The organism is Haloferax sp. Atlit-10N (genome assembly GCF_003586325.1).
Lineage (GTDB): Archaea > Halobacteriota > Halobacteria > Halobacteriales > Haloferacaceae > Haloferax > Haloferax prahovense.
The window spans coordinates 405,414-430,441 of record NZ_PSYX01000001.1; the positions used below are offsets into that span (position 1 = coordinate 405,414).

Annotated in this window: 25 protein-coding genes; 16 read left to right on the forward strand and 9 right to left on the reverse strand. The window is 70.6% G+C overall.

Features of this window, described 5'->3' with window-relative positions:
- The first annotated feature begins 19 nt into the window (after positions 1–19).
- On the forward strand, positions 20–193 hold the full coding sequence (locus C5B91_RS22265) for a hypothetical protein (protein ID WP_008092147.1): 174 nt from the start codon (positions 20–22) through the stop codon (positions 191–193).
- Between the two features lie 33 nt (positions 194–226).
- Here the strand turns inward: C5B91_RS22265 and C5B91_RS02160 are convergent, their stop codons facing one another.
- Genes C5B91_RS02160 through C5B91_RS02175 form a run of 4 tightly spaced genes read right to left on the reverse strand, consistent with a single transcriptional unit; the run spans position 227 to position 2,296 of the window.
- Entirely contained in the window at positions 227–682 is a 456-nt protein-coding gene (locus tag C5B91_RS02160) for a DUF302 domain-containing protein (RefSeq protein ID WP_004972792.1), read from the reverse strand.
- A gap of 50 nt (positions 683–732) precedes the next feature.
- The gene (locus C5B91_RS02165) at positions 733–1,344 is read right to left on the reverse strand and encodes a GrpB family protein (RefSeq protein ID WP_008092149.1); all 612 of its coding nucleotides are present in this window, start codon (positions 1,342–1,344) and stop codon (positions 733–735) included.
- Positions 1,341–2,012: a type II CAAX prenyl endopeptidase Rce1 family protein gene (locus tag C5B91_RS02170; RefSeq protein WP_049913373.1), complete on the reverse strand. Its 672-nt coding sequence runs from the start codon at positions 2,010–2,012 to the stop codon at positions 1,341–1,343. Before C5B91_RS02170 ends, C5B91_RS02165 begins: the two co-directional genes overlap by 4 nt.
- A 2-nt stretch (positions 2,013–2,014) precedes the next feature.
- Positions 2,015–2,296, reverse strand: coding sequence for a DUF5789 family protein (locus tag C5B91_RS02175; RefSeq protein ID WP_008092153.1), 282 nt, complete (start codon positions 2,294–2,296; stop codon positions 2,015–2,017).
- A gap of 172 nt (positions 2,297–2,468) precedes the next feature.
- Between C5B91_RS02175 and C5B91_RS02180 the strand changes: the two genes are divergently transcribed.
- Entirely contained in the window at positions 2,469–3,461 is a 993-nt protein-coding gene (locus C5B91_RS02180; RefSeq protein ID WP_008092155.1) for a hypothetical protein, read from the forward strand.
- A 133-nt stretch (positions 3,462–3,594) separates the two neighbouring features.
- On the opposite strand, the gene C5B91_RS02185 is transcribed toward C5B91_RS02180, so the two are convergent.
- The 3 genes from C5B91_RS02185 to C5B91_RS02195 are packed head-to-tail and all read right to left on the reverse strand — an operon-like array spanning position 3,595 to position 6,340.
- Positions 3,595–4,158 (reverse strand): Mut7-C RNAse domain-containing protein, encoded by a 564-nt coding sequence (locus C5B91_RS02185; RefSeq protein WP_008092157.1) that lies wholly within the window; start codon positions 4,156–4,158, stop codon positions 3,595–3,597.
- A complete protein-coding gene (gene polX / locus C5B91_RS02190; protein ID WP_008092159.1) occupies positions 4,155–5,903 on the reverse strand; it encodes a DNA polymerase/3'-5' exonuclease PolX in 1,749 nt (582 codons plus the stop codon). Before polX ends, C5B91_RS02185 begins: the two co-directional genes overlap by 4 nt.
- Complete coding sequence (locus tag C5B91_RS02195; protein WP_008092161.1) at positions 5,900–6,340, reverse strand: DUF5788 family protein; 441 nt, start codon at positions 6,338–6,340, stop codon at positions 5,900–5,902. Before C5B91_RS02195 ends, polX begins: the two co-directional genes overlap by 4 nt.
- Positions 6,341–6,484: 144 nt before the next feature.
- Here C5B91_RS02195 and C5B91_RS02200 point away from each other — a divergent pair, with 144 nt between their 5' ends.
- Both C5B91_RS02200 and C5B91_RS02205 read left to right on the forward strand, forming a co-directional pair.
- On the forward strand, positions 6,485–7,339 hold the full coding sequence (locus tag C5B91_RS02200) for a hypothetical protein (RefSeq protein WP_049968139.1): 855 nt from the start codon (positions 6,485–6,487) through the stop codon (positions 7,337–7,339).
- A 205-nt stretch (positions 7,340–7,544) separates the two neighbouring features.
- Positions 7,545–8,894 carry an alkaline phosphatase family protein gene (locus C5B91_RS02205; RefSeq protein WP_008092165.1) on the forward strand — a complete coding sequence of 450 codons (1,350 nt, stop codon included), beginning with the start codon at positions 7,545–7,547 and terminating at the stop codon, positions 8,892–8,894.
- A gap of 99 nt (positions 8,895–8,993) precedes the next feature.
- Here the strand turns inward: C5B91_RS02205 and C5B91_RS02210 are convergent, their stop codons facing one another.
- The gene (locus tag C5B91_RS02210; protein ID WP_008092167.1) at positions 8,994–10,097 is read right to left on the reverse strand and encodes a glutamate-cysteine ligase family protein; all 1,104 of its coding nucleotides are present in this window, start codon (positions 10,095–10,097) and stop codon (positions 8,994–8,996) included.
- 205 nt (positions 10,098–10,302) lie between these two features.
- Positions 10,303–11,385, reverse strand: coding sequence for a tubulin/FtsZ family protein (locus C5B91_RS02215; protein ID WP_008092168.1), 1,083 nt, complete (start codon positions 11,383–11,385; stop codon positions 10,303–10,305).
- Positions 11,386–11,499: 114 nt separating this feature from the next.
- Between C5B91_RS02215 and C5B91_RS02220 the strand changes: the two genes are divergently transcribed.
- From C5B91_RS02220 to C5B91_RS02275, 12 genes are all read left to right on the forward strand, one after another.
- On the forward strand, positions 11,500–12,063 hold the full coding sequence (locus C5B91_RS02220; RefSeq protein ID WP_008092170.1) for a hypothetical protein: 564 nt from the start codon (positions 11,500–11,502) through the stop codon (positions 12,061–12,063).
- A complete protein-coding gene (locus C5B91_RS02225; protein ID WP_008092177.1) occupies positions 12,060–12,521 on the forward strand; it encodes a hypothetical protein in 462 nt (153 codons plus the stop codon). Before C5B91_RS02220 ends, C5B91_RS02225 begins: the two co-directional genes overlap by 4 nt.
- A 32-nt stretch (positions 12,522–12,553) precedes the next feature.
- Complete coding sequence (locus C5B91_RS02230; RefSeq protein ID WP_115819034.1) at positions 12,554–14,536, forward strand: type II/IV secretion system ATPase subunit; 1,983 nt, start codon at positions 12,554–12,556, stop codon at positions 14,534–14,536.
- Positions 14,530–16,305, forward strand: coding sequence for a pilus assembly protein (locus C5B91_RS02235; protein WP_115819035.1), 1,776 nt, complete (start codon positions 14,530–14,532; stop codon positions 16,303–16,305). Before C5B91_RS02230 ends, C5B91_RS02235 begins: the two co-directional genes overlap by 7 nt.
- 90 nt (positions 16,306–16,395) lie before the next feature.
- Complete coding sequence (locus C5B91_RS02240) at positions 16,396–16,866, forward strand: hypothetical protein (protein ID WP_115819036.1); 471 nt, start codon at positions 16,396–16,398, stop codon at positions 16,864–16,866.
- On the forward strand, positions 16,844–17,236 hold the full coding sequence (locus tag C5B91_RS02245; RefSeq protein ID WP_049968143.1) for a hypothetical protein: 393 nt from the start codon (positions 16,844–16,846) through the stop codon (positions 17,234–17,236). Before C5B91_RS02240 ends, C5B91_RS02245 begins: the two co-directional genes overlap by 23 nt.
- On the forward strand, positions 17,233–18,120 hold the full coding sequence (locus C5B91_RS02250) for a hypothetical protein (protein WP_115819037.1): 888 nt from the start codon (positions 17,233–17,235) through the stop codon (positions 18,118–18,120). Before C5B91_RS02245 ends, C5B91_RS02250 begins: the two co-directional genes overlap by 4 nt.
- On the forward strand, positions 18,108–21,185 hold the full coding sequence (locus tag C5B91_RS02255; protein WP_115819038.1) for a hypothetical protein: 3,078 nt from the start codon (positions 18,108–18,110) through the stop codon (positions 21,183–21,185). The genes C5B91_RS02250 and C5B91_RS02255 overlap by 13 nt, the downstream gene beginning before the upstream one ends.
- A 57-nt stretch (positions 21,186–21,242) precedes the next feature.
- On the forward strand, positions 21,243–21,662 hold the full coding sequence (locus tag C5B91_RS02260) for a DUF5791 family protein (RefSeq protein ID WP_049968146.1): 420 nt from the start codon (positions 21,243–21,245) through the stop codon (positions 21,660–21,662).
- Complete coding sequence (locus C5B91_RS02265; RefSeq protein ID WP_049968147.1) at positions 21,659–22,555, forward strand: SDR family oxidoreductase; 897 nt, start codon at positions 21,659–21,661, stop codon at positions 22,553–22,555. The genes C5B91_RS02260 and C5B91_RS02265 overlap by 4 nt, the downstream gene beginning before the upstream one ends.
- Positions 22,556–22,656: 101 nt before the next feature.
- Positions 22,657–23,841, forward strand: a complete 1,185-nt coding sequence (locus C5B91_RS02270) for a bifunctional oligoribonuclease/PAP phosphatase NrnA (protein WP_008092194.1) — start codon at positions 22,657–22,659, stop codon at positions 23,839–23,841.
- A 66-nt stretch (positions 23,842–23,907) separates the two neighbouring features.
- Positions 23,908–24,999, forward strand: a complete 1,092-nt coding sequence (locus tag C5B91_RS02275) for an aldo/keto reductase (protein WP_049968149.1) — start codon at positions 23,908–23,910, stop codon at positions 24,997–24,999.
- Positions 25,000–25,028 lie beyond the last annotated feature (29 nt).

Consider the following 25,028-nt stretch of genomic DNA (forward strand, 5'->3'; position numbering starts at 1 on the left):
CCGGATAATACGTTCCTGCATGGTCCCGTTACAGGTACCCGGCGGTCCCGAACTGCTCATCATCATCCTCATCTACGGCATCTTCGCGCTCCTCCCCGTGGTCGCGGCGCTCGTCGCGCTCTACCTGCTGTACAAGATTCGAAGCGACGTCAAGCGCATCGCGGACGCGGTCGACGCGCGAGACGGGTTATAACTCGAGACGGCTGGGTACGCTCGGTGACCTCGATTATGCCTCGGCCGCGTCGAGGTTGGCGAGCGCCTGTTCGACGAGTTCGCCCGTGTCGGCGATGATGTCTGCCATCTCGTCGTTGTCGGGCGCGATACCGATGAGCCGGGCGACGCGCATGATGCTCAGGTGGTAGACGACCTGCTTGCCCGGTTCCTCCTCCCAGATGACCACGTTGCACGGGAAGAGCCCGCCCATCTTCTTGTCGGTGGCGTCGAGCGCGCGGTCCGCCATGTTCGGGTTACACGCGCCGAGGACGTAGTAGGGGTCGCGGCCGGCGTCGACCTTCTCGTTGAGCATCTCGGAGGGCGAAAATTCGGTGGCGACACCGAACCCGGCGTCGGTGAAGGCCTCGCGGACGCGCTCGATTGCGGCCTCGTGTTCCATTTCGAGGACGACGCGCTCCTCGCCGATGTCTTCCGGTTTGATGGCGCTGGGGTCGATTGGGAGTGCCATGACCCACCGTTGACTCCCCGTCGGGGAAAAGGTATGGTAGTGTGCTTGACCTACACGAGCGAGTCGTCGCCTTCCCACGACGCGGCGTCGTCGAGCACGGATTCGACGAACGACGCCTTCGCGTTCGTGTATCGACTCCGGCCGTCCGGGTGCGCCTCGGCGAGCCTGCGCTTGTGTCGCTCGTACTCGGCCGCGAGGTCGCCGTCTGCGCGAAGGACGTCGCGGAAGGTGACCTGCTCGCGGTGGCAGTCGCTCCCGGCTTCGGTCACGGAGAGATAGTGCGTCCGTCGCTCGGGCGGGCCGCGGACAAAAAACCGGCGGTCGGGAACGTCGTCGTCGGGTCGTTCTTCGTAGCCCGCGGCTTCGAGCGCCCGCGCAACGTCGCCGGCGTCGTCGAGGTCGGAGACGAGGACGAGCAGGTCGAGGATGGGCTTTGCGGCTAATCCCGGAACTGCGGTGCTTCCGACGTGTTCGAACCGGACGCCGTTCTCGTCGGCGGCACAGAGTCGTGGTCGCAGGCGCTCGACCTCGCGCTCGTACGCCTCGCGCCAGCGCGAGGCGTGCGCGACGAGTTCCACGGTGCCGCGGGCGAGGCCGAGCGACGGATACGGCTCGTCGTCGTCGGCCGCGGACCCGTCCTTGCGGTCGTCGCCGTCGCTCATAGCGGAATCGGGAGCCACTGGAGCGCCGAAGCGACCTGCTCGGGCGGCAACAGCGGCGGGTGGAGCACGAGCCAGTCCAAGAGGATGAGCCCGCCGCCGTGGGCGACGATGGAGGGCAGAATCGAGTCGCTCTCGTAGTCGACGAGGCCGAACAGCACGTCCGTCGGTGCCGACAGGAGAATCTCTATCGGGGGCTTACCGACGTGGTGAAACGCGTAGAGCACCGGGCTGATGAGCGCGCTCTTCCGGCCGATTTCGCGGACGCCGACGCAGAGCAGGCCGCGGTAGTACGTCTCGGCCGCGACGACGACGAGCAACTGCTGGGCTGCGTGCGGGAGGAAGTCGGCGAGGGCGGTCGAGGTGTGCCACATCGGGTAGTAGGCCCGAATCGACGGGAGGCTCGACCCGACGAGGTAAAACGGGAGAACGAACAGCGCGAGGAGAACCGTGTTGCGGAGCGCCGCCCGGTCGACGTTCCAGCCGAGGTTGCGACCGTGGGCGAGCGCGAGCGCTCCGGGTACGAGGATGAACAGGAGGGCGTCGTGGACCGCGCGGTAGGTGAGGTCGCCGGCGGGAAGCGGCCAGAGACTCCACGCGGCCCCGACGATGCCCCCGACGATGAGGGCGCGGTAGAGCCACGGGAGGCGGGCGAGCCGGCGGCGCAACACCGTTATTCCGTCTGAACGGGGTCGCGGCCGACGATGTCGAGCACGTCGTCGACGAAGGTCTGTCGCGTCTCGAAGTAGGTCTCGTCGGCCTCGGCGAGCACGTCTTCGAGGCTCTGGGGACCGTCGGGCGTGCGGAGGACCGCGTCGCCTTCTTTGTTCAGGATGCTGCTCTTTTCTTGCGGCCACGTCAGTCGGGAGGCGACGCGCGCGAGAGGCGCACCTTCGACGGACGCGCCCGTACCGAGTTCGACGGCGGGTGCCTCGTCTGCTTCCTCGTCAGCCATGCGCGAGGGTTAGCCACCGCGCATGATAATCCCTTCGAGATTCGCATGCGACCGTGACGCACTCGCGGCGCGGCGAACGAGCCGCCGCACGGATATCGACAGCCCGCGACGTGTCGAGAAACAGACAATCGTCTGACGCATCGTTTTAGGGGCTGCTTTCGTAGTCGGGGCCATGACCAGTCTTTCGGAGGCGTACCACGGCGGCCGGGGCGGGCCGAGTCTCCGACGGCTGTCCCTGGGCTTCGGGGGGTTCCTCCTCGGCGTGTTGCTCGTCGTCGCGGGCATCGTCGTCGCGACCACCGACGTGTACACGTCTGGTGGAGCGACCCTCGGCGAAGCGCGCGAACTCGGGGGCATCCTCGGAGGCATCGGCGTCCCCGCCGTCTTCCTCGGCGTCCTCGCGGTCCTCCCCGCGAGCCGTCGAACCCGCGCCGCGTCGCTCATCGGAGCGAGCATCGCCGTTCTCGGCGTCGCGCTCTTCTCGCACGCGTACCCCTGTCAGTGGACCGGCGCGACCTGCGGGGCCGGGCTCACCGATCTCACCCTCGAAACCGTCGCCGTCTACTTCTTCGGCACGCTCACGACGTTCTGGTGTCTGTTCGTCGGCGTCGCCAACTTCAAGACGCGGAACGACCCCGGCGGCACGGCCACGGTTCAGGTGACGAAGAAGGGAGAAACCCGCGTCGTCGAAGTCGAGAAGTCCGGCGGCGGACTCGGCGGCATCGGTTTCCTCGGCGGCACGCCCGACGGTGACGTCCAGACGCAGACGAACCAGTCGACCGCCGGAGCCAACCCGAACGCCGGCGCGACCGACGGCGGCGCGTCGACGCAGGACATCACCCCGCTTGACGTCGAACCATCGGCCTCGGCCTCGACGTCGTCGGACGGGTCGAACGCCCCCGCCCCCGACGCCTCGTCGACGGGCCGGTCCGGCGTCGACACCGTCCAGTCGGCGGAATCGGAGCGCTCGCCGGCGGGCGCGGCCGACCACCCCGCCGCGGACCGCCCGGCGAACGCTACGGTCGGCGACCGCTACTGCGGCAACTGCACGTACTTCGAGTACGTCCGCACCTCCGACGGACTCAAGCCCTACTGTGCGGCCCACGACGAGATGATGCGGGACATGGAAGCCTGCGACGAGTGGTTCCCGCGCCGCCGCGAGTAGTCCCGCCGCCGAACCCGGACGACCCCCGCCGCCGAACCCGGACGACCCCCGCCGCCGAACCCGGACGACCCCCGCCGCCGAACCCGGACGACCCCCGCCGCCGAACCCGGACGACCCGACGACCGCGTACCGCTTACTGTTCTCCGCCGTCCAATCTCGCTTCCACGTCGCGCCAGTGGCTCCCGCACCAGAACACCTGCCCGCAGTCGCGACACCGCCACAGCGCCGTCTCCTTCGGGTCGGGCGCGTAGTCGGGGACCGGTTCGTCGCGGCCGACGGCCTCCACGCGGCCGTTACAGGCGCCGCACCGCGACGGCTCCTCGTCCAGCGAAACCGCGAAGCCGACCGATTCGAGTTCGCGGAGTTGCGCGATTGGTTCCCGTTCGGCGAGGAGGACGCTCCGGGAGGCTCGCTCGGCCAGTCGCACGTCGCGTGTGAGAAGAACACGCCTCTCGGCGTCCGCTCGTGCGAGCAGGCTGTCGTCGCCGGGGTCGGTTCGGGGGTCGCGGTTACCTTCAGAATCACCCGCCTCGTCCTCGCTGTCGAGCGCATATTCGGCGTCGTAGCCGCACATCCGCAGGTAGGTGGCGAGTTTGCCGAGCATCACGTCCAAGAGGAGCGCGGTGTCGCCGGGTGCCGCCCTATCGACGCCCGAGGCGACCGTGCCGGGGTGGTCTGACCCGATGTCGTCGGTCACTCGAGGAAGTCGGACAGTCCCTCGACCGACCGCGCGTTCAACACGTCCGCGGTCTCGACCCAGCCGCGGCGGGCCGTGTGGACCCCGTAGCGGGCGTGGTCAAGTTCGGCCGGTCGGTGGGCGTCGGTGTCGATGACGACGGTTGCACCCGCCTCGACGGCGATTTTGAGCGCCTCGCCGTTCAGGTCGAGGCGGTACGGGCTGGCGTTGAGTTCGAGCGCGACTCCGTTTTCGACGGCGGCCTCGGCGAGTCGCTCGTAGTCGAGGGGCAGGCCGGGGCGCTGATTGATGAGCCGGCCGGTCGGGTGGCCGAGAATGTCCACCCCGGGGTGCTCCATCGCGGTGACGAGCCGTTCGGTGGCCGTCTCGCGGTCCTGGTCGAGCGCGCTGTGGGGCGAGGCGACCACTACGTCGAGTTGGTCAAGCACGTCGTCGGCGACGGAGATGCCGCCCTCGGCGTCGATGTTGGCCTCGACGCCGGTGAACACCGCGATGTCGGCGTCGTCGGCGACGGCACGGACCTCGTCAATCTGGTCGAGCAGGTCGTCGTCCTCGACGCCGACGCCGCCGACCATGCCGGGGCCGGTGGCGTGGTCGGTGACGGCGTGGTAGTCGTACCCGCGTTCCTCGGCGGCCGCGACCATCTCCGCGACCGTGTTGTCGCCGTCGGACCAGTCGGTGTGGGTGTGGAGGTCGCCGCGGAGGTCGCCCTCCGCGACGAGGTCGGGCAGGTCGCCGTCGGCGGCGCGCTCGATTTCGCCGGTGTCCTCGCGCATCTCCGGCGGGACGAGCGGGAGGTCGAGCGCGGCGTACATCGACTCCTCGGTGTCGCCGGCGACGCGGGCTCCGGCCCGCGGGCCGTCATCGGGGTCGTCCACGTCGGAGATGTCGAACATCCCGTACTCGTTCATCTTGAGGCCGCGGTCGATGGCGATGTTGCGGAGGTGGACGTTGTGGTCCTTGCTCCCGGTGAAATACTGGAGCGCCGCGCCGTACTCCGCGGGGTCGACGACGCGGAGGTCGACCCGCATCCCGTTCACCCGGACGCTCGCCTTCTGCTCGCCCGCCTCGATGGTGTCGCCGACGAGGTCCCACGCGAGGAAGCGGTCGATGACCGCCTCGGCGTCGGCGCTCTCGGCGAGCACGTCGATGTCGCCGACTGTCTCGCGCCACCGCCGCATCGACCCCGCGGGTTCGACCCTCCCGACGGCGTCGTGGCCGCCGAGGTACGCGAGCAGGTCGTCGGCGACGGGTCGCGCCTTCCCCAGCAGTTCGCGGCCGGTCGCTTCGCGGGCGAACTCGATGCCGTCGAGGATGTTCGCCTCGGTCTTCGCGCCGAACCCCTTGACCTCCTGTATCTTGCCGTCGCGGGCGGCCGCTTCGAGGTCGTCGAGGTCGGCGACGCCGAGTGCCTCGTACAGTTTGCCGACCGTCTTCGGGCCGACGCCCTCGACGCTCGTCAGCCCAGCCATGTCAACCGGGAGGTCCGCGCGGAGCTCCTCCAATTCCTCGATGCGGCCCGTCTCGACGTACTCGACGATTTTCGAGGCGATGGCGTCGCCGACGCGGTCTATCTCTTGGACCGCGTCTTCGCCCTCCGCGGCGAGTTCCTCGACGGGCTTCGGATGCTCGCGGACGTTCTCGGCGGCGCGGCGGTAGCTCGACGGCTTGTAGGCCACGTCCTTCGCCTCCAGCAGGTCGGCGAACTCCTCCAGCAGGCTCGCTATCTCGTCGTTTCGGCTCATCGGCCGCCCCGTTTGCCCTTGCCGCCGTCGCGGCCCAGCGCCTTCTTCAGGAAGTTCATCCAGCGCTTCTGGTCCGCGGCGTTCTGGAGGGTCTCTTCCTGTTCGAGGTCGACCGGCCGAAGCTGTTCGAGGGCGTTCAGCGCCCGGTCGATGCCGACGATGTCCTCGACCAGCCGCCGACCCTCGTCGTAGCTCACCTCGTTGTCCTCGATTCGCTGGAGCCGTTCGAGGCGCTCGCGGCGGAGGTTCCGCTTCGCCTGGTCGACGCGCTCCCGCTCGCCCGACGGAATGGTGTCGCGGCGCTTTATCTCGAAGACGAACTCTCTGAGGTCTATCTCCTCGCCTTGGACCTCGATGCGGTCGGGAATCTGCGTGCCGACGGTCGCACCCTCCCGATTGACGCGCTCCAAGAGCTGTTTACGCTCGAACTCCTTCACGTCCGGTCGTTGTCCCGCGCGGCACTTCGCTCCTTCGCCCGGTCCGGCTCAACTCTCTCGACCCGCTGAGCGTCCTGCCGAGAAACAGGTCCGAAACCCCCGAATAACGGTTATTCTCTCGGCCGTCGTACTCTCTGCTGGACCATGTCAATTGACACCAAATCACACAGTAGTAACGACGCTCCGGACGCCGCCGCGGACTCGTCGACCACGTTCGGTCAGGCTCGGCTGTACGCCTTTTACTTGCTCGCGGTCGTGACGCTGGGGATGGCGGCAGTCTTCATCAGCGAACTGCTTTCGTTCGCCATCGTCGGCTGGGGTGCGGGTGGCGACGTGCTCGCCGAACACCGCCTGCACCTGATGGTCATCGCGGCGAACGTCTGGATAATCATCCTCGGCGTGGCGAGCCAACTGTACCGCCCGCTGAAGCGGGTCGCGCTCATGCAGGTCGCCTTCGCCGTGACGACGCTCGTCCTCGTCGGCACTATCGTCGGCGGCGGGCCGGTCGAGGAGGTCGTTCCCTTCTTCGTGCTCACCGGCCTGATGGGACTGTTCCACCCCGCGGGACGGGACGTCATCTCGGTCGGCGACGACTACAGTCCGGCGCTCCTCGGCCTCGTCGCGGTCGCGGCGCTCCCGGTGCTCGCGTTCGCAGTCAACCAGTTCGGTCTGCAAGCGACCGGCGACATTCACGCCGTCGCCGGCCACTACATGGAGATGACGACGATGGCAATCGGACTCCTCTTGCTCGGTCTCGTCGCGGCCGCGGGCGCGCCCGGACACCGCTTCGTCGCGTGGCTGACCGGCGGCCTCGCCGTCTACTTCGGCGCGGTCTCACTCGTCTTCCCGACGCAGGTGTCCAGCGTGGGGACGATGTGGGCCGTCGCGCTCGTCGTGTGGGGGCTGGCGTTTGTCGTCGCGAGCGAACTTCGGGTCAGCGGCCGGACCGCTGTCGCTCAGGAGCGCCCGTTCTCGATGCCCGGACAGCCGCGGGTCTAGGCTGCGCGGACGTCCCGAACGCGCGCTGTCCGGCCGGTCGAGATAGCCTGATTCGAGTTTGACACGTCGTCGGCGGTGTTAGCGCCCCGTCTCGCCCGGTGAGATTCGCCGCTTTCTCCGACAGCGGCTCCGTATCCGTCGTCTCTCGTCGCAAACTCCGGCGGAGAGACGAACCTTCTTATGGTTCTCTTGGATACCGTGAGGTATGGGTTTGTTCGACCGACTCCGCGGCAAAGACCACCCCCGCGTCGCCTTCATCGGCATCGACGGGGTTCCGTTCACTCTCCTCTCTGAGCACCCCGACGAGTTCCCCAACTTCGCGGCGCTGGCCGACGCGGGCTCGGCGGGCGACATCGACAGCATCGTCCCGCCCGAGTCCTCGGCGTGTTGGCCGGCGCTCACGACCGGCGTCAACCCCGGCGAGACCGGCGTCTACGGCTTCCAGGACCGTGAGGTCGGCTCCTACGACACCTACGTCCCGATGGGTCGGGACGTGCAGGCCACCCGCGTCTGGGACCGCGTCACCGACGCCGGCCGCAAGGCCACTGTGATGAACGTCCCCGTGACGTTCCCGCCCCAGCGCAACGTCCAGCGCATGGTCTCGGGCTTCCTTTCGCCCGGCGTCGACAAGGCCGCCTACCCCGACGACTTCCGCGACGCGCTCTCCGAGATGAACTACAAGATCGACGTGAACGCGAAGCTCGGTCACGACGAGGACAAGACCGCGTTCATGGAGGACGCCCGCAAGACGCTCGACCGGCGCTACGAGGCGTTCGAGCGCTACATCGATCAGGACGACTGGGACCTCTTTTTCGGCGTCTTCATGACGACCGACCGCGTCAACCACTTCCTGTTCAAGGACTACGAGCGCGACGGGAAGAACAAGGACGCCTTCATGGAGTTCTACCGCACCGTCGACGACTACCTCGGCCGCATCCGCGACGCCCTCCCCGAGGACGTGACGCTCATCGTCGCGTCCGACCACGGCTTTACCTCCCTCGACTACGAGGTCCACTGCAACACGTGGCTCGAGGAGAACGGCTGGCTCTCCTACGAGGACGACGACCACGACTCGCTTTCGGACATCGACGAGGACTCGAAGGCGTACTCGCTCATCCCCGGTCGGTTCTTCATCAACCTCGAAGGGCGCGAGCCCCGCGGATCGGTCCCGCAGTCGGAGTACGAGGACGTCCGCGACGAGCTCAAGGCCGAACTCGAAGCCCTCGAAGGCCCCGACGGCAACAAGGTCGCAGACCGCGTCGTCGTCAAGGAAGACGCCTTCCGCGGCGACCACGACGACATCGCCCCCGACCTCGTCGTCATCCCGAACCACGGCTTCGACCTGAAGTCCGGGTTCAAAGGCCACGACGACGTGTTCGGCGTCGGCCCCCGCAACGGCATGCACTCGTTCGACAACGCGACGCTCTACGTCGACGACCCCGGTGCGGTCATCGAGGACGCCGACCTCTACGACATCGCGCCGACCATCCTCGACCTCATGGACATCGAGTACAGCCGCACTGAACTCGACGGCGCGAGCCTCATTCAGCAGTAAGCGACCGCTTCGGCTTCCGGTTCCGTTTTTCGCAGTCGCGTCCGCCCGCGCGAGCGCCGCGTGACGCCCCCAGTCCCCTGAGGAGACGCCCGCGGCGACTTACTGCCGGACCGCGCTCCACACGTCCCGGTCGAGACGGTCGGCGTGGGCCAGTCGCACCTCCCGCGCCTCGGCGGCCGTGACCGTCTCGCGGTCGGCTACCTCGTGCGACACAGGGCTGTACGCGTCCACATCGAACCCCATCCGGTCGAGGTACGACCGCACCGCCTCGGAGTCGAGGCCGTCCTCGATGGCGGCGTCGACGTAGCCGAGAACCGCGTCGAACTCGGGGAGGACGACCCGGTCGTCCGTCACGCGCCCCCTGTCACCCTCGATTCTGAGTTCCGCGTCGTCGAGGCGGTTCACCACGTCCGCGACGCTGTTCGCCAGCCTGAGTACGTCGCTCGGGAGCGCGCAGTCCGGCGAGCGCCACTCGACCGTGCCGAACTCGGCTCTGAGTTGCACCGGCGTCCAGACCGCGCTCTCCGGGTCGAAGTTCGCCTCGATGGTCGCCCGGTCGACGCCCTCCTCCTCGGCGCGCACGACGAACTCCTCGAACCGGCGTTCGAGGCGGCGCGACCACTCCCGCGTGTCGTCGGCGTAGCGCCACAGCCGACCTTGGTGGGGCACGTCGTCGTAGGCCATCCGACGGTACAGCTTCGACCGTGCGCCCGCCGCCAACCGCCGCCCGTCGTAGTACGGCGAGGAGTTCACCAGCGCCAGCGCGGGGTCCAGCGCCACGAGCGCGTTGTACTGGTCGATTTCGCGGCCGGGGCGCTGTTCGACGTGGACGTGCGTCCCCACGCAGTGTCGCGCGTACTGGAAGTCCGACCCGATGACGCGGTTCTGGATGCGGGTTCGGTCGCTCTGACGCTCCGTCACCGTCTCGGTGCTAATCGGCGTGGCGAGCGGGACGAGTCGCTTTCCGACTTCCTCCGCCCGCGAGAGGACGTCGCCGAGCCGCTCGTACAGCTCCTCGCGCAACTCGGCCGCCGAGTCGCACGGCGTCGTCTTCACCTCCAACACCGGCTCGACGAACTCCCGTTCGGCCCCCGGCGAGGCGTCGACGAGTTCGCCCGGGTCGGTGAGCGACCCGTCGCCGTCGGTGACCCAGTACTCGACTTCGACACTTCGCCGGAGCGGGTCGACCGTCGACTCAGACATGGCGACTCCGGCGTCGCGCCGAGACGGCTCCTACGCTCATCGTTTCGTTCCACTCACTCCAAATTATTGTTAACACATAGCACGGATTGGGAGCATGACGGAAAAGTCATTCGCAGATCGGGGAGAGAAGTCTGTCATTCGGTGGACGAACGTCTTGAAAAAGTGGAATTATGTGGTCGTTGGTCGCGTCAGTGGCCGGTCGTCATCACAGCAGGTCGTCGAGGTCGTCGTTGTGCCACATCTCTTTGGGGTCCTCTCGCGTCTCGGTCTTCGCCTGGTCGATGGCCTCGCGGGCGCGTTCCATGAACGACTCGACCCGCTCGGAGCGCTCGACGCCGCCGAGGAGGACGAGCGACGCGAGACGGCCGCTCTCCAGCGGGAAGTCGCCGCCGCGGACCTGCAAGCTGCCGGTCTCCTCTTCGACCCAGCGGCGCGCTCGCTCGACGCCCTTCCGCGGGATGGTGTCGGGTTCGCCGGCGACGATGACGAGCGCGGAGTCCGCGTCGCTCGCGTCCGGCAGGCTCGTTCCCGTCAGGACGGCGCGGCGGGTCGTGCTCATGACGGTGTTGATGTTATCCTCGGCGTCGGGGGAGGCCTCGGCGCTCGCGTAGCCGAGCGCGGCGATGCCCCCGGAACGAAGGGTGTTGATGACCTCGGAGGTGTCGACGACGCTCTCGCCGACGCCCTCGGTCGCCTCGCCGGCCGCCAAGAGCAGGCCGACCCGCCGGGCGATGGCGTCGTTGATGGCGTCGTAGCCCTCGCTCATCGACTCGCCGGAGGAGCGGAAGGCGTCGTTGTCGACGAGGAGGACGGCGTCGGACTCGCGGGCGATGGTCTTGAGCGAGCGGCCGGCGTTCACCTGATACATCGCTCCTTCGTCTTGTCCGGGCAGGATTCCGAGGACGTACACCGGCACGTCGTAGACGCGGCGAAGTGCCTTCGTGAGGACGGGCGCGCCGCCGGAACCGGAGCCGCCGCCGAGTCCGGCGACGACGAAAATCGACTCCGCTTCGGCCGTGACGCGGCCGTCGAGGGCGGACATGACCTCGGTCTGGTCCGACTCCATGACCTCGGCTCCGAGTTCGTTGTCGCCGCCGACGCCGTGACCGTTGACGCGGTCTTGGCCGATGAGCACGGTCTCGACCGGAAGCGGCTGGAGGTCCGCTTTCGCGGTGTTCACCGCGACGGCGTCGAGTACCGCGCCGAACCCCATCTGTCGGTCGAACGACTGGAGTGCGGTGGTGAGCTTCCCACCCGCTTGGCCCACACCAATCAGGACGGTTTTCATACCACAGTCCACTCCGTCGCTCGTCTTGAACGTTCCCCACGGGAGAACTGTTCGGCCGGTCGAACCCCGTTCGGCCCCGGAGCTTTATCAGGGATAACGGGACCAGACCGCCCCATGACAGCCGACTCAGTCCACTTCGACGCTGACGGTGACACAGACACCGGAACGCCCGCTTCCCGCGAACCGGTCGCGGTGGACCACACCTCCGACCGCACTGCCGACCTCGCCGCGCGACTCGACGCGGTCGAGCGAACCATCACCGACGGCGACGCCGACTTCTCGTCGCTGGAGGACCTCGCGTCCGTCGAGCGTCGGGTCTCCGAACTCGAATCGGCGGTCGGGTCGCTCACCGAGCGCCTCGACGAGATGGACGCCGCGACGCAGGCGATGCGCGGCTATCTCGGCGGCGTCCGCGCGGTCAACGAGGACGTCGAGCGCCGGGCGAACGCCGCGCTCGCCAAGGCCGAATCGCTCGAAGCCGACCTCGTCGACGAGACGGCGTCTCCCGCGCCGTCGCAGTCGGCCGACACGCTCGCCGCGGAGGCGGCCTCGCACGCCGAACGACCCGCCGACGGGCGCGGCGGTACTTCCAGGCGCAAATCCGGCACCCGTGCCACCGACTCCCGGAATGATGCCGCCGGCCGCGGACTGGCCGCCCGCCTCCGCGACGCGCTGTGATTCGCGTCGTCCTCGCGTGTCTCCTCGCGGTCGCCATCGCCGGCGTCGTCTTCCCGGCGGCCGACGCGGCGCGGGCGGACGCGACGACCGTGAAAATCGGCTCGATGGCCGACGACATCGCGCACGCCGCGACGGCGCTCGCGGCCGCCGAAGACCCGACACCGGCGGGTGTCGCGGGCGCGCGGCGTCACGTCGTCCTCGACGTTCCCGTCGGGTCGTGGCGGGCCGCCGGCGTCTCCGAACTCGCGGTTCGCGGCGGCGACGGCGTCAAACTCTCGGCGAGCGTCGCCGCCGGCCCAACCGTCGTCCGTCGCGTCGGCGGTCCCCGGATTCGCGTCGTCGGCGACCGACTCGTCCTCGGACCGGGCGAACACCGCCTCAGACTGACACTCGAAGCTGACGCGGGCGGTTCGGTCGTCGTCATCGCCCCCGCGACGGCCGACCCGCCGGCGGCGTAGGTTCAAATACCCGGACGGGACCACGCCCCCGTATGCCCCTCGACTCCTCTTCCACCGGTTCCCTCTCCGAAACCGTCGCCGCGGCGCTCCCGGACGCGCTCGGTGACCGCCTCACCGACGCGACCGGTGGGCGCGGCACGTCGGTCGATTCCGCCGCGGAGTGCGGTTGCGTGACCGCGTTCTCGACGCCCGCCGACCGCCCCGACGACGACACCGTGACACTCGTGGTCGATGCCGGAACCTGCCCGCACCGCGGGTCGCTCCCGACCTCACCCGCCTGCCGCGCGGCGGTCGTCGAGGCGCTCGAAACCCGCGACGCCGACCGACTCGTCGTCCGCGCCGACGGACTGGAACGACGGTACGACGACGCCGCGACCGGCCTGCTCGTCGCCGCCGGCCGGTTCGCAGAACGCGTCCGCTTCCGCGACGACCGCCTCGCCGACCGCGCCCGTGAAGATCCGCTCGGGGCCGCCCACGAGGCGACGGGTCGCGCGGGACCGGTCCGCCGCGCGGCCATCGAGACCGGACTCGCAGAGGGCACGTCTCGAAGCGCCGACTACGGTGACGCGCTCCGGGCGGTCGTCGGCCCGACGCTCGCGCGCTCCCGCGTCGACCCGCGACCGCCGACCGACGGGCGACTCGTCGGAGCGACCGACCTCGACACCGGCGCGGTCGCCCGCCGGTACGAGAGCGCTCGCGGACCCGTCTACCACCTTACGCCGCCCGAATCGACGCTCGACCAGCGCGCGGCGCGGACCCTCGAAGCCGCCCACGACAGACTCGCCAGCGGTGCCGTCGACGCCGGCCCGCGCGCGCCGGGCCGCGCCGTCAGACTCGTCGCCGACCCGGACGACCCGGTCGAGACGCTCGCGGCGATACTGGCGAAGCACACCGCGGGACACGGCGTCCTCGACGACCTGTTTTCCGACCCCGCGGTCTCGGACGTGTACGTCTCGACGCCCGCCGACGAGAATCCGATTCGCGTCGTCGCCGACGGCGTCTCGATGCCGACGAACGTCCGCCTCGCTCCCGGCGGGGCGGAGTCGCTCGCCTCCCGCCTGCGTCGCGTGAGCGGCGCGTCGTTCTCCCGCGCCGACCCGACGCTCGATACCGTGGTCGAGGCAGGCGGCGCGACCGTTCGGGTCGCGGGCGTGACCGCGCCCGCCAGCGACGGCCTCGGCTTCGCGTTCCGCCGCCACGACGAGACGCCGCTGACGCTCCCCGCGCTCGTCGCCAACGGAACGCTATCGGCCGAGGCCGCGGCGCTCTGCTCGCTCGCGGTCGAACGCGGTGCCTCGGTCCTCGTGGCCGGGTCGCGCGGGGCCGGCAAGACGACGTTCCTCGGCTCGCTCCTGTGGGAACTCCCGCGCGACGTTCGCACGGTGCTCATCGAGGACACGCCGGAGCTTCCGGCGTCGAGCCTGTTGGACGCCGACCGCGACGTCCAGACGCTCCGAACCGACACGACCGGCGGCCCCGAACCGACGCCACAGGAGGCGCTTCACGCGGCGCTCCGGCTGGGTGATGGCGCGCTCGCCCTCGGCGAAGTCAGGGGCGAGGAAGCCGCCGTCCTCTACGAGGCGATGCGCGTCGGGGCGAGCGCCAACGCGGTCCTGGGAACGATTCACGGTGACGGGGCCGCCGACGTGCGCGAGCGCGTCGTCTCCGACCTCGACGTCCCGGCGTCGTCGTTCGCCGCGACCGACCTCGTCGTCACCTGCGAGCGCGCGAACGCCCACCGAGTCGCACGCGTCGAGGAGGTCCGGCCCGTCGGCGACGACGCGACGTTCGAGACGCTGTTCGAACACGACGGACGCACTCTCGAACCGACGGGGTCGGTCGCGCGCGGTGACAGTCTCGCGGTCGAATCCGTGGCCCGTCCCGGCGAGTCGTACGCGGACGTACTCGACGTGCTCGACGCTCGCGCTGCGCGTCTCGAATCGCTGGCTGACACGGGACGAACGACGCCGGACGACATCGCCGCCGCCCGCACGGAGCGTGGTTCGGGATGCTGACTCCGGACACGACCACGAGCACGGGAGCGGGAGCGGACTCCGCTTCGACCCGGATACTTCACTCGGGCGCGACGACGCTCGCGCGGCTCTCGCCCGACTCAATCGACGCCGAGCCGAGCGACGACCTTCGTCGGTCGCTCGCGTTTCTCGGCTCGAATCTCGCCCCCGAGACGGTCGTCGCCGCGGGCTACGGCTCGTCGCTTCCCGCCGGACTACTCGGCGGACTGGTCGCCCATCTCGCTCGACTCCCGGCCGTCACGGTCGTCTTCGTCGCGCTCGCGGCCGCGCTCGGTGCGGCCCACGCGATTCACACGCTCCCGGTCTGGCTGGCGACGCTCCGCCGGACGCGGGCGCTCGGGAACGCGCCGGAACTCGTCGGCCGTATCGCGCTCCGGATGCGCATCGAGCCCTCGGTCGAGCGGGCCAGCGCGTTCGCCGCGCACGGCGGCGACGACCCGCTTTCGGCCTCGCTCGCCGCACACGTCGACCGCGCCCGCGGGACACCGACGGCGGGGCTCTCCGAGTTCGCCGACGCGTGGCGCACGTGGTTCCCGGCGCTCGACCGCTCGACCGCGCTCCTGCAGACCGCCGCCGACGTTCCCGCCGGCGAGCGCGACCGGGCGCTCGACCGGGCCCACGAGGTCGTCCGCGAGGGGACCCGCGACCGCCTCGCCGACTTCGTCGGCTCCGTCCGCGGGCCGGTGACGGCGGTCTACGCCTTCGGCGTCCTGCTCCCGCTCGCGCTGGTCGGCGCGCTCCCGGCCGCCCGCGTCGCCGGCGTCGGCGTCACCGCCGGGCACGTCGCCTTCGTCTACGACGTGGCGCTTCCCGCCTGTCTCCTCGCCGCGGTCGGATGGGTGCTCGTTCGGCGGCCGGTCGCGTTCGCACCGCTCTCGGTCGACGCGTCTCACCCCGCGGTCGACGACCACCGTGCTCTCGGCGTCGCCGGTGGCGCAGTCGCTGGAATCACCGGCTTCGTCGCCGCCGACGCGCTCGTCGCGCCGTGGCTCGCGCCGCTCGCCGCCATCGGCCTTGGGACCGGAACCGGGCTTTTCGTCGCGGCCCGCCCGGTCGTGGCGCTCAGAGCCCGCGTCCGCGCGGTCGAAGACGGCCTCTCCGACGCGCTCTACCTCGTCGGTCGCGCCGTCGGCGAGGGCGAGGCCGTCGAATCCGCGCTTGCCCGTGCAGCGACCTCCATCCCGGGCGAAACCGGCGACCTGCTCGACGAGGCTGTCGGCGTCCAGCGTCGCCTCCGCGTGGGAGTCGTCGAGTCGTTCCGCGGCGAGTACGGCGTTCTCGAATCGACGCCGAGCCCCCGCGTCGCGGGCGTGGCGACGCTCCTCGGCCTCGCCGCCAGCGAGGGTCGCCCCGCCGGTCGCGCAATCGTCTCGATGGCAGACCAACTTTCGGCGCTCTCCCGACTCGACGCCGAGGCCCGCCGCGAACTCGCCTCGGTCACGGAGACGCTGTCGAACACGGCCGCCGTCTTCGGGCCGCTCGTCGCCGGTGCGACCGTCGCGCTCGCCGACGGGATGGCCCCTGCGAAGACGCTCGACCAGACGGCCGTCGCGACGCCGCTTTTGACCGCCGACCTCGGGTTGGCCGTCGGCGCGTACGTCCTCCTCTCGGCGGTTATCCTGACGACACTCTCGGTCGGCGTCGAACACGGCCTCGACCGCCATCTCGTGGCCTCACGGGTCGGCCGCGCGCTCGTCTCGGCGACGACGACGTTCGCAGTCGCATTCGCCGCCGCGGGAACGCTCGTCTAAGTCGCGGTCCTCGGGACGCTCGTCACCGGCTCCGGTTCCGTCGCCGTCCCGTGCTGAGGTTTATATACCCGGACGGGGCCACCCCGGTCTATGCTCGACGCACCGCTCGATACGCTCTACACGTGGGCCGCGCTCTCCGTGGCCGCGACCGTCCTCGTCGGGGCGGTCGCCGGTCTCCCGACGACGCCCGCGCCTGACGCCTCGGGAGTCGCCGACGCCGTCGACGCCGTGGCCGTCGCCGAGTACGACGCGACCGCCGAACACGAACTCGACGCCGACGCCATCCGTCTCGGCTCGCACCGAATCGGCCTCCGCAACGACGGCGGCGCGGCGCACGCCGCGTTCGTCTTTGGCCCGGTGACACCGGCGAGGCCCGACTCCCGACTCGGGTCGGTCGCCGCCGGCGCGTCCCCGAGCGCCGTCTTCGACTCGCCCGCCGCGTTCGCCGCCGCGGCAGAGACCGCGCGCGACCGGAACGCCTCGTGGCGGCCCGCCAGCGAACCGCTCGTCGTCCGCCACGTCATCTGGGAGGGAACCGATGTCACCGTCGTCTCGGCGTAGGGCACAGACCTCGCCGGTCGCCGCGCTCACCGCGCTGTTCGTCGTCTGCGCGGCGATTTCGGGCTACGCGACGGTCCTCGACGACTCGCTGCCGACCGCCGAACGCGACCTCGCGCCGGCGACGCTGTCGAACGTCGAGTCCGCCCTCACCGACGACTCCGGCGTGGTCGTCAGCTCCCGGCTCTCGGACGCGTTCGACGCCTGTCCGGACGGGTTTTCCTGCCGCGTCGTCGTCGCGGTCGACGGCGACCGCCGCGCCGTCGGCCCCGACGCGCCTACCGACGCCGACACCGATTCGACTCGGGTCAGCGTTCGCGTCGAACCCGGTCGCGTCGGCTTCGGGACGCTCCGCGTCGAGGTGTGGCGATGACCGACCTCGTCTTCGACGTGACCGTCTGCCTGCTGCTCGTGAGCGCGAGCATCGGTCTCGTCGTCACTGCGGACGCCGGCGCAGACACCGGAATCGACCGTGACACCGCCGCGATCGACGCCGACGGGGTCGCCTCGTCGCTGGCGACGAGCACCGCCACGGTCACCTACTCGCTCGCCCCCGGCGTCGAGGCCGCGGACCCGTCGCTCCTCGATGCTGGCGGCGTCGACGCCCGCGAACTCGACCGAACCGCGCACGGCAGCCTCGCCGGCCTCCTCGCCCGCGCGACGCTCGGCGCGGTCACCGTCGACGGCGTTCGCCTGACCCGCGCCCGCGACGACTTCCGGGACCGGACCGCCGCCCGCGCCGCCTCCGAACTTCCGACTCGCGGCGTCTCCGTCGCCGTCGCGTGGACGCCGTTCCCCGGTGCGCCGGTCCGCGCGACCGATTCCCTCGGACCCGAACCGCCGTCGTCGTCGACGGTTCACTCCGCGACGCTCGACGTGCCGAGCGGGTTCCCCGCGACGCGCGAAGACGCTGTGGCCGCCAGCGACGACGGCTTCGACGCCGTCGCTCGCGTCGCTGCGAACCGGACCGTCGCCGGGCTGTTCCCGCCCGCGCTCGCCCGCCTCGCGCTCCGCGGCGACGAGCCGGTTTCGACGCTGATGACCCACCGGTACGAACGAGCCGGCGCGCTGGTGAACGCCTCCGTCGCGCCCGAAGTCGCCCGCGAGGAGACCCGCGCCGCCAACGCTGACCTCGCGGCGGCGCTGGCCCCGCGCTTCGCCGACGCGATGCGCGCCCGGTACGACACCCCGCGCGCCGCCGCCGAGGCCGTCTCGGTCGGACGCGTCACTATCGTCGTCAGGACGTGGTCGGCGTGAGACTCGCCGACGACGACCGCGGTCGGGTTCCCTTCGCCCTGCTCGGCGTGTTGCTCCTCGTCGGGAGCGCGACGTTCTCCGGCGCGCTCTCGGCTCACGACCCCGTTGCCGACCGCCGCGTCGACGACGCGATGGACCGCGCGACCGCACAGGCCGACGCCGCCGTTCGCGCGGCCGTCGGCAACGCGGCGCGCGAGGCCGCGGCGAACCCCGTCATCTCGCCCGCCAATACGACCGTCGGGCGACTGCTCTCGGAGGAGCGCCCCTTCCGCGACTACCTCAGACTCCGCATCGCTCTCGCCGCGAGCGAGCGGCTTCGGGCCGTCTCGGTCGCCCGCGGCGACGTGAACGCGACTGTGACCCTGCCGCGACCGACGAACGAGTCGAGTCTGCGCGACGCGATGGACCGCGTCTCGATTTCGGGCCGCGAGAACGGGACCGTCCTCGTCGCGACCGTCGAGAACGTCTCGGTCGAGGTCGCTCGCGGCGGTCGCACGGTCGCCGCCGAGTCCGTCACCGTGACGGCCGGCGTCCGGACGCCCGTCCTCGCGCTCCACGACCGAACCGAGGCCTTCGAGCGCCGCCTCGACGCGAACGCGCTGGACGGCGGGACGCTCGACGCGACGGTGACGACCGCGCTGTGGGCCTCGGCGTGGACCCGCGGCTGGAGCCAGTACGCCGGCGCGCCCGTGGACAACGTCGTCTCAAACGACCACGCCGCGCTGGCGACGAACGCCGGCGTCCTGCTCGCCGAACAGCAGGCGTTCGGAACCACCGACGCCGATGCTCGCGGGGCGACCGGGCGCGCCGCCGTCCGCGCCGGTGCCCGGAGCCTGCTCTCGCAGACCGGCGTTCCGGCCGCGCCCGAACTGGCGAACGCGCTTCCCACACCGAACCCGTCCGCCGAGTCGGTCGCGAACGAGATTCCGACGAACCGGACCATCAACGCCTCCGTCGGCTCTGCGGCCGACCACGCGCTGGTCGGCCTCATCGACGGCCACGGTGACGCACCCGCCTCCGACGACGTGGTCGCGGACGCCCATCGCGCCACCACCGCAATCGAAGCCGACGCGACCGTCATCGCCCACAGCGACGACCCGCCGGTCGACCTCGGAACCGAATGGGAACTCGTCGACACCGCGACCGAGACGTCGTCGTCGGTCGAGACGGTGGCGACGCGAACGCCGGCGCTCGAAGCCGATACCGTCGTCGTCGACGCCGGCTCCCGAATCGTGACGACGAGCGAGACGACCACTCGGACGTGGCGTCGGGGCAACGAGACGTTCCACACCGAAGAAACGACGGAGACGAAGACGCGCGTCGACCTCGCGGCCGTCGTCGACCCGGCCGCCGTTTCCGCCCCGGAACGACCTCTCGACCCGGCGGTCGAACCCGGCGGCGCGCTTGACGGCGAGAACTTCGCCGCGGCCGCTGACGCGGTCGAAGACGCGGTTGCGACCCGCGGCGGCTTCGATGACCTCGCCCGCGACGTCGCCGACGGCGACGCGCCCGCCCGACAGCAGACGACCGTACCGATGGCTCCCGGCCTCGACCGCTGGATTCGTTCTGACCTCGTCGCGCTCGCCGACCGCGTCAAAAACCGCAGTGTGACGGTGTCGGCTCGGCGGGTCGCCGCGGGCGAGGTGAACCCCGCCGCGGAACTTGCGTCCGACCTCCGCGCCGACCGTCCCGAACTCGTCGGTGCCCCGGCCGCCTACGACGGCGTCTCCGACCGGGCGCGCGTCGCGGTCCGCGCCGCGTACCTCGACCGCGTGCTGGCGGCGCTCGACCGCCGGGCGAACCGGACCGCGGCGGCGACCGGCGCGGCCGACGACGCGAGTACGGACGCGAACCTCGGGTCGCTCTCGGAGGCGGTCCGCGCCGAGGAGGTCGCTCGCGCGACGCTCGGCGAGACCCGAGCGGACGGCGCGAACGGAACCGGAAACGGAACCGGCAACGAAACCGGCGTTCGGTTCGTCCCCGACGCGGACCCGATGTATCTCTCGCTCGGCGGCCTCTCGGGGTCCGCGGTGCCGACCGTCTCCCGCGGCGGCACCTACCACCCGCTCGTCGCCCGCAACACCAACCTGTTCACGCTCCCCTACGGCGACGCCGTCGACACCGTCCTCGAACCGGTGTTCGGCGCGAACCGCCGCGTCCCGCTCCGCGTCGCGGCCCGCGCTCTCCTCGCCGCCGACTCGACGCTCGCGGCGACGAACGGCACGAACGAGACGCTCGCCGACCGGCGCGACAGGCTCGAAATCGCGGTCGACCGGTCGACGGTTCCCGCCGAAGAGGCCGCCAAGGACGTGCTGCGCGCGCACACCGACCGCTCGGTGACGGAGCGCCAGCGGATTCTGGAGCGCGCGCTCGGCGAGTGGGACGACCCGGCCCACCGGGCCCTGGCGGTGACGAACGGCTCCGCGGGCCGCGCAATCGCCGTCGAGGCCGCCGGCGCGGGAACCGTCGAGGCCGACCTTCTCGAACGCCGCCTCGACGAGGCGTTCCGAACCGTCCGCCGGGACCGCTCGACGACGGTCTCACAGCGGCTCACGAACCGGACCGTCGAGACGACGCGGACCGCCCGTCAGCAGGCCGTCGCCGACATGGCGACCGACGCGGCGATGCGCGCCACCGAGAAGGCAGTCACCGACCGCGTGAACGACACGCTCGACTCCCGCTTCGATACGTCGTTCAAGCGCGTCCCCGCCGGGATGCCGGTCGCGCCCGTCCCCGGCTACTGGTACGCGACGGTCAACGTCTGGGACGTGGAAGTCGCCGGCGAGTTCGCGCAGTTCCGCGTCCACGCCCGCGGGGACGCCGAATCCCTCACGTACGCCCGCGACGGCTCGACCGTCGCTCTCGACTGGGACGGCGACGGCGTCGCGGAGACGGTCGGCCACGGCGACCGCGTCACGTTCGACGCTGAGACGACAATCGTCGTCGCAGTTCCTCCGTCGGGCGTCGGCGTCGGCGACATCGACGGCGACGCGGACGAGCGCTCCGAGGGGTGGCAGGGCGGACCGGGATGCACCGTCGCGGCCGACTGCCATGCGGACGGGTAGCCGCCAATACGACCCGAGTGGCAACCGTTTTGCCGCCGGAACGCCGAATCGCGGTGTATGTTGCACGACGCCGCCGCGGAGCCCGGAACCCTCTCGGCAGACGAGTTGCGAGCCGCCTACGAGGACGAGATTCGCCGCGCAGTCGCCGCCGCCGGGTCGGAGACGGCCGCCGAGGCCGCCGGCGTCTCGGAAGCCGCGCTCTCGAACGGCGTGTTAGACCTCACGCTCGAACAGGCCGCCGCGGTTCTCGAACTCGCCGACGGCAACCCCGACGCCGACGCCATCATCTGGGAGTTCCGCGACCACCTCCTCATGGGCATGACGAGCGGCATCCTCGACGTTGACTCGCTCGCCGCCGAGGTCGACCTCGACCTCTCCGGACAGGAGATTCAACAGGCAATCGAGGGCCGCACGGCCGCCACGCTGAACGAACTGGCCGCCATCCACCACGTCATCGCCGTCCGAAACGAACGATGAGAGTCGCCATCCTCGGCTGCGGCTACGTCGGCCTCGAACTTGCACGCACGCTCGTCGCCGACGACCACGACGTGTGGGGCGTCCGCCGCTCCGACGACGGCCTCGCCGCCGTCGAAGCGACCGGTGCGGAAGCGGTCCGCGCCGACGTGACTGACGCCGACTCGCTGGCGTCGGTCCCCGACGTAGACCACGTCGTCTTCGCCGCGAGTTCCGGCGGCCGCGGAGCCGACGCCGCCCGGGCCGTCTTCGTCGAGGGTCTCCGAACGGCAATCGACCAGTTCGCCGCGCGCGACTCGCCGCCAGAGCGCCTCGTCTACACGTCGAGCACGGGCGTCTACGGCGACCACGGCGGCGACTTCGTCGACGAATCGACGCCGCTCGACCCGACGACCGACAAGACGCGCGTCCTCGCGGAGGCCGAGCGCGTCGCCCGCGAGTACGCCGCCGAGCGTGGAGTCGAGGGAACGGTCACCCGGTTCGCCGGGCTCTACGGCCCCGACCGCTACCGGCTCGAACGCTACCTGAACGGCCCGGTCACCGCGGGTTACCTCAACATGGTCCACCGGGACGACGCCGCGGGCGTCGTCGCGTACCTCCTCGAAACCGACCGCGCCCGCGACGACACCGTCCTCGTCGTCGACGACGAACCCGTCTCGAAACACGAGTTCGCGGACTGGCTGGCCGACGAGTGCGGCGTTCCGCGTCCGGAGAAGCGCACGAAAGAAGAACGCCTCGACGTCGGCGACCTCTCGGAGGCCGCCCGTCGCCGCATCCTGACGAGCAAGCGCTGTTCGAACGACCGCCTCCGCGACCTCGGCTATTCGTTCGCGTATCCGACGTATCGCGAGGGTTACCGGGCGGCAATCGACGCCTACCGGGCCGGCGACGACTGAGCGTATTCGGGGGGCGACAGGTTCGACTCCCCGAAATTCTGTCAATCAGGACAACTCGATTAGGGGGAATATTCATACGGTAGGCCCCGGTCGTGTTGTGTATGTTCGGTCCGGTGGGGCAGTTCGATACGGGTGCTATCTTCGAGTCTATCGACTCGTTCGTGCGCGCGCACCCCGAAATCGCGGCGGCGCTCGTCGTCGCGCTCGGTGCCCTCTCGCTCGTCGTCTACGCCGCGATTCGCTTCAAGCGGCCGATGGGCACGCGCTTCGCCGAGGCGCTGGAGGACGTCGACGAGGTCGCCGTCCTCATGCACCCGAACCCGGACCCCGACGCCATGGCCGCGGCGATCGGCGTAGCCTGTCTCGCAGAACAGGTCGGTACCACACCGACCATCCAGTTCGCCGGCCAGATTCGACACCAGGAAAATCGCGCGTTTCGTACCGTTCTCGACCTCGACTTAGACCCTATCGACCACGTGAGCGACCTCGCCGCCGAGGCGGTCGTCCTCGTCGATCACAACGCGCCTCGCGGCTTCGCGGGGGCAGAGGGCGTCCTCCCCTACGCCGTCGTCGACCACCACCCCGGCGACGGGACCGGTGAGATGTTCACCGACGTGCGCACCGACTACGGCGCGTGTTCGAGCATCGTCGCCGAGTACTTCCGCGACGTGGGCGCGAAACCCGTCCCGCCGGACATGCACGCCAGCGAGGTGAACGCCTCGTACACCGTCCCCTCGCAGGTCGCGACGGGCCTCGTCTACGGGATTCTCACGGACACCAAACACCTCACTGCGGGCTGTTCGGCCGCCGACTTCGACGCCGCCGGCTTCCTCTTCCCCGGCGTCAACGAGGACCACCTCGACCGCATCGCCAATCCCGAGGTCTCCCGCGAGGTGCTGGAGGCGAAGGCGCGGGCCATCGCCGGCCGCGACGTGCGCGGTCCCTTCGCGGTCGCCGACATCGGCACCATCTCGAACGTCGACGCCATCCCGCAGGCGGCCGACGAACTCATCCAACTCGAGGGCGTCACCGCGGCGGTCGTCTGCGGCGAGCGCGAGAGCAACGTCTACCTCTCGGGTCGCTCCCGCGACGACCGGGTTCACATGGGTCGGACGCTGGAGGCCGCCCTCGACCACTACCGCGGGTCGAGCGCCGGCGGCCACGCCCGGATGGGCGGCGGCCAGATAATCCGCCCCGACGCCGTCACCGACGGCGGCAACGGCGAGTCCATCGCCCGCGACGAACTCATCGAACACGTTTTCGAGGCGCTGTCGGGCGATATCTGACTCGCTGGCGGCCCTCTCCGAACCCGGACCGGTGGCCCTTAACCGTCGGCCGCCGTAGCCCCGGCCATGGCTACAGGACGGGCGACGTGGGCCTACCGCGACCGGTTCGGTGACAGTTTCGGCCGCACCTTCTACCGCCGGTTCGGCCCCGGCGTCGTCTCCAGTATCGGCATCGGAACCTACCTCGGCGAGCCGACCGACGCGGTCGACGACCGCTACCGCGAGTCGCTCGTCTCCGCGCTCGAACATGGCGTCAACCTCGTCGATACCGCGTCGAACTACCGCCACAGCCGCGCCGAGCGGGTCGTCGGCGACGCGGTCCGCGGGGCCGACGTCGACCGCGACGCCGTCGTCGTCGCCTCGAAGGCCGGGTTCGTCCCCTTCGACCGCGAGCGCCCCGACGACCCCGGCGCGTACGTCCGCGAGACGGTCCTCGACGCCGGTCTCGCCGAACCGGACGAACTCGCCCACGGCAGCCACACCATCGCGCCCGCGTTCGTCGACGAGATGGTCGACCGGTCGCTCGACCTGACGGGACTGGACCACGTCGACTGCTACTACCTGCACAACCCCGAGACGCAACTGGCCGTCGCCGACCGCGAGACGGTGTACGACCGAATCGAGGCCGCCTTCGAGGTCCTCGAACGCCGGGTCGCCGCTGACGACATCGGCCGCTACGGCGTCGCCACGTGGGAGGCGCTCCGGGTCGCGCCCGACCACGACGCGTACCTGTCGCTCCCAGAACTCGTCCGTCGGGCCGAGCGCGCGGCCGACACCGTCGGCAACGACGAGCACTCGCTCGAAGCGATTCAGCTCCCGTTCAACGTCGTGATGGCCGACGCGTTCACCGTCGAGGCCCACGACACCGACGCGGGCGAGGCGATGAGCGCGCTCTGGTACGCCCACGAACACGGCCTGCACGCCTTCACGAGCGCCAGCCTCGCGCAGGGCGACCTCGCGGCGGAGATTCCGGCGTCGGTGAACTCGGTGCTCGCCGGCGACACGGCGGCTCAGCGGGCGCTCAACTTCTCGCGGAGCGCGCCCGGCGTGACCGCGGCGCTCGTCGGTGCGTCGTCGGTAGCACACGTCGCGGAGAACATCGCGGCCGGCACGTTCGACCCCCTCGGGGCGCGGACGTTCGATTCGGTGTTCGAGTGAGCGGCCGCCGATTCCCGTCGGGCGTCCGC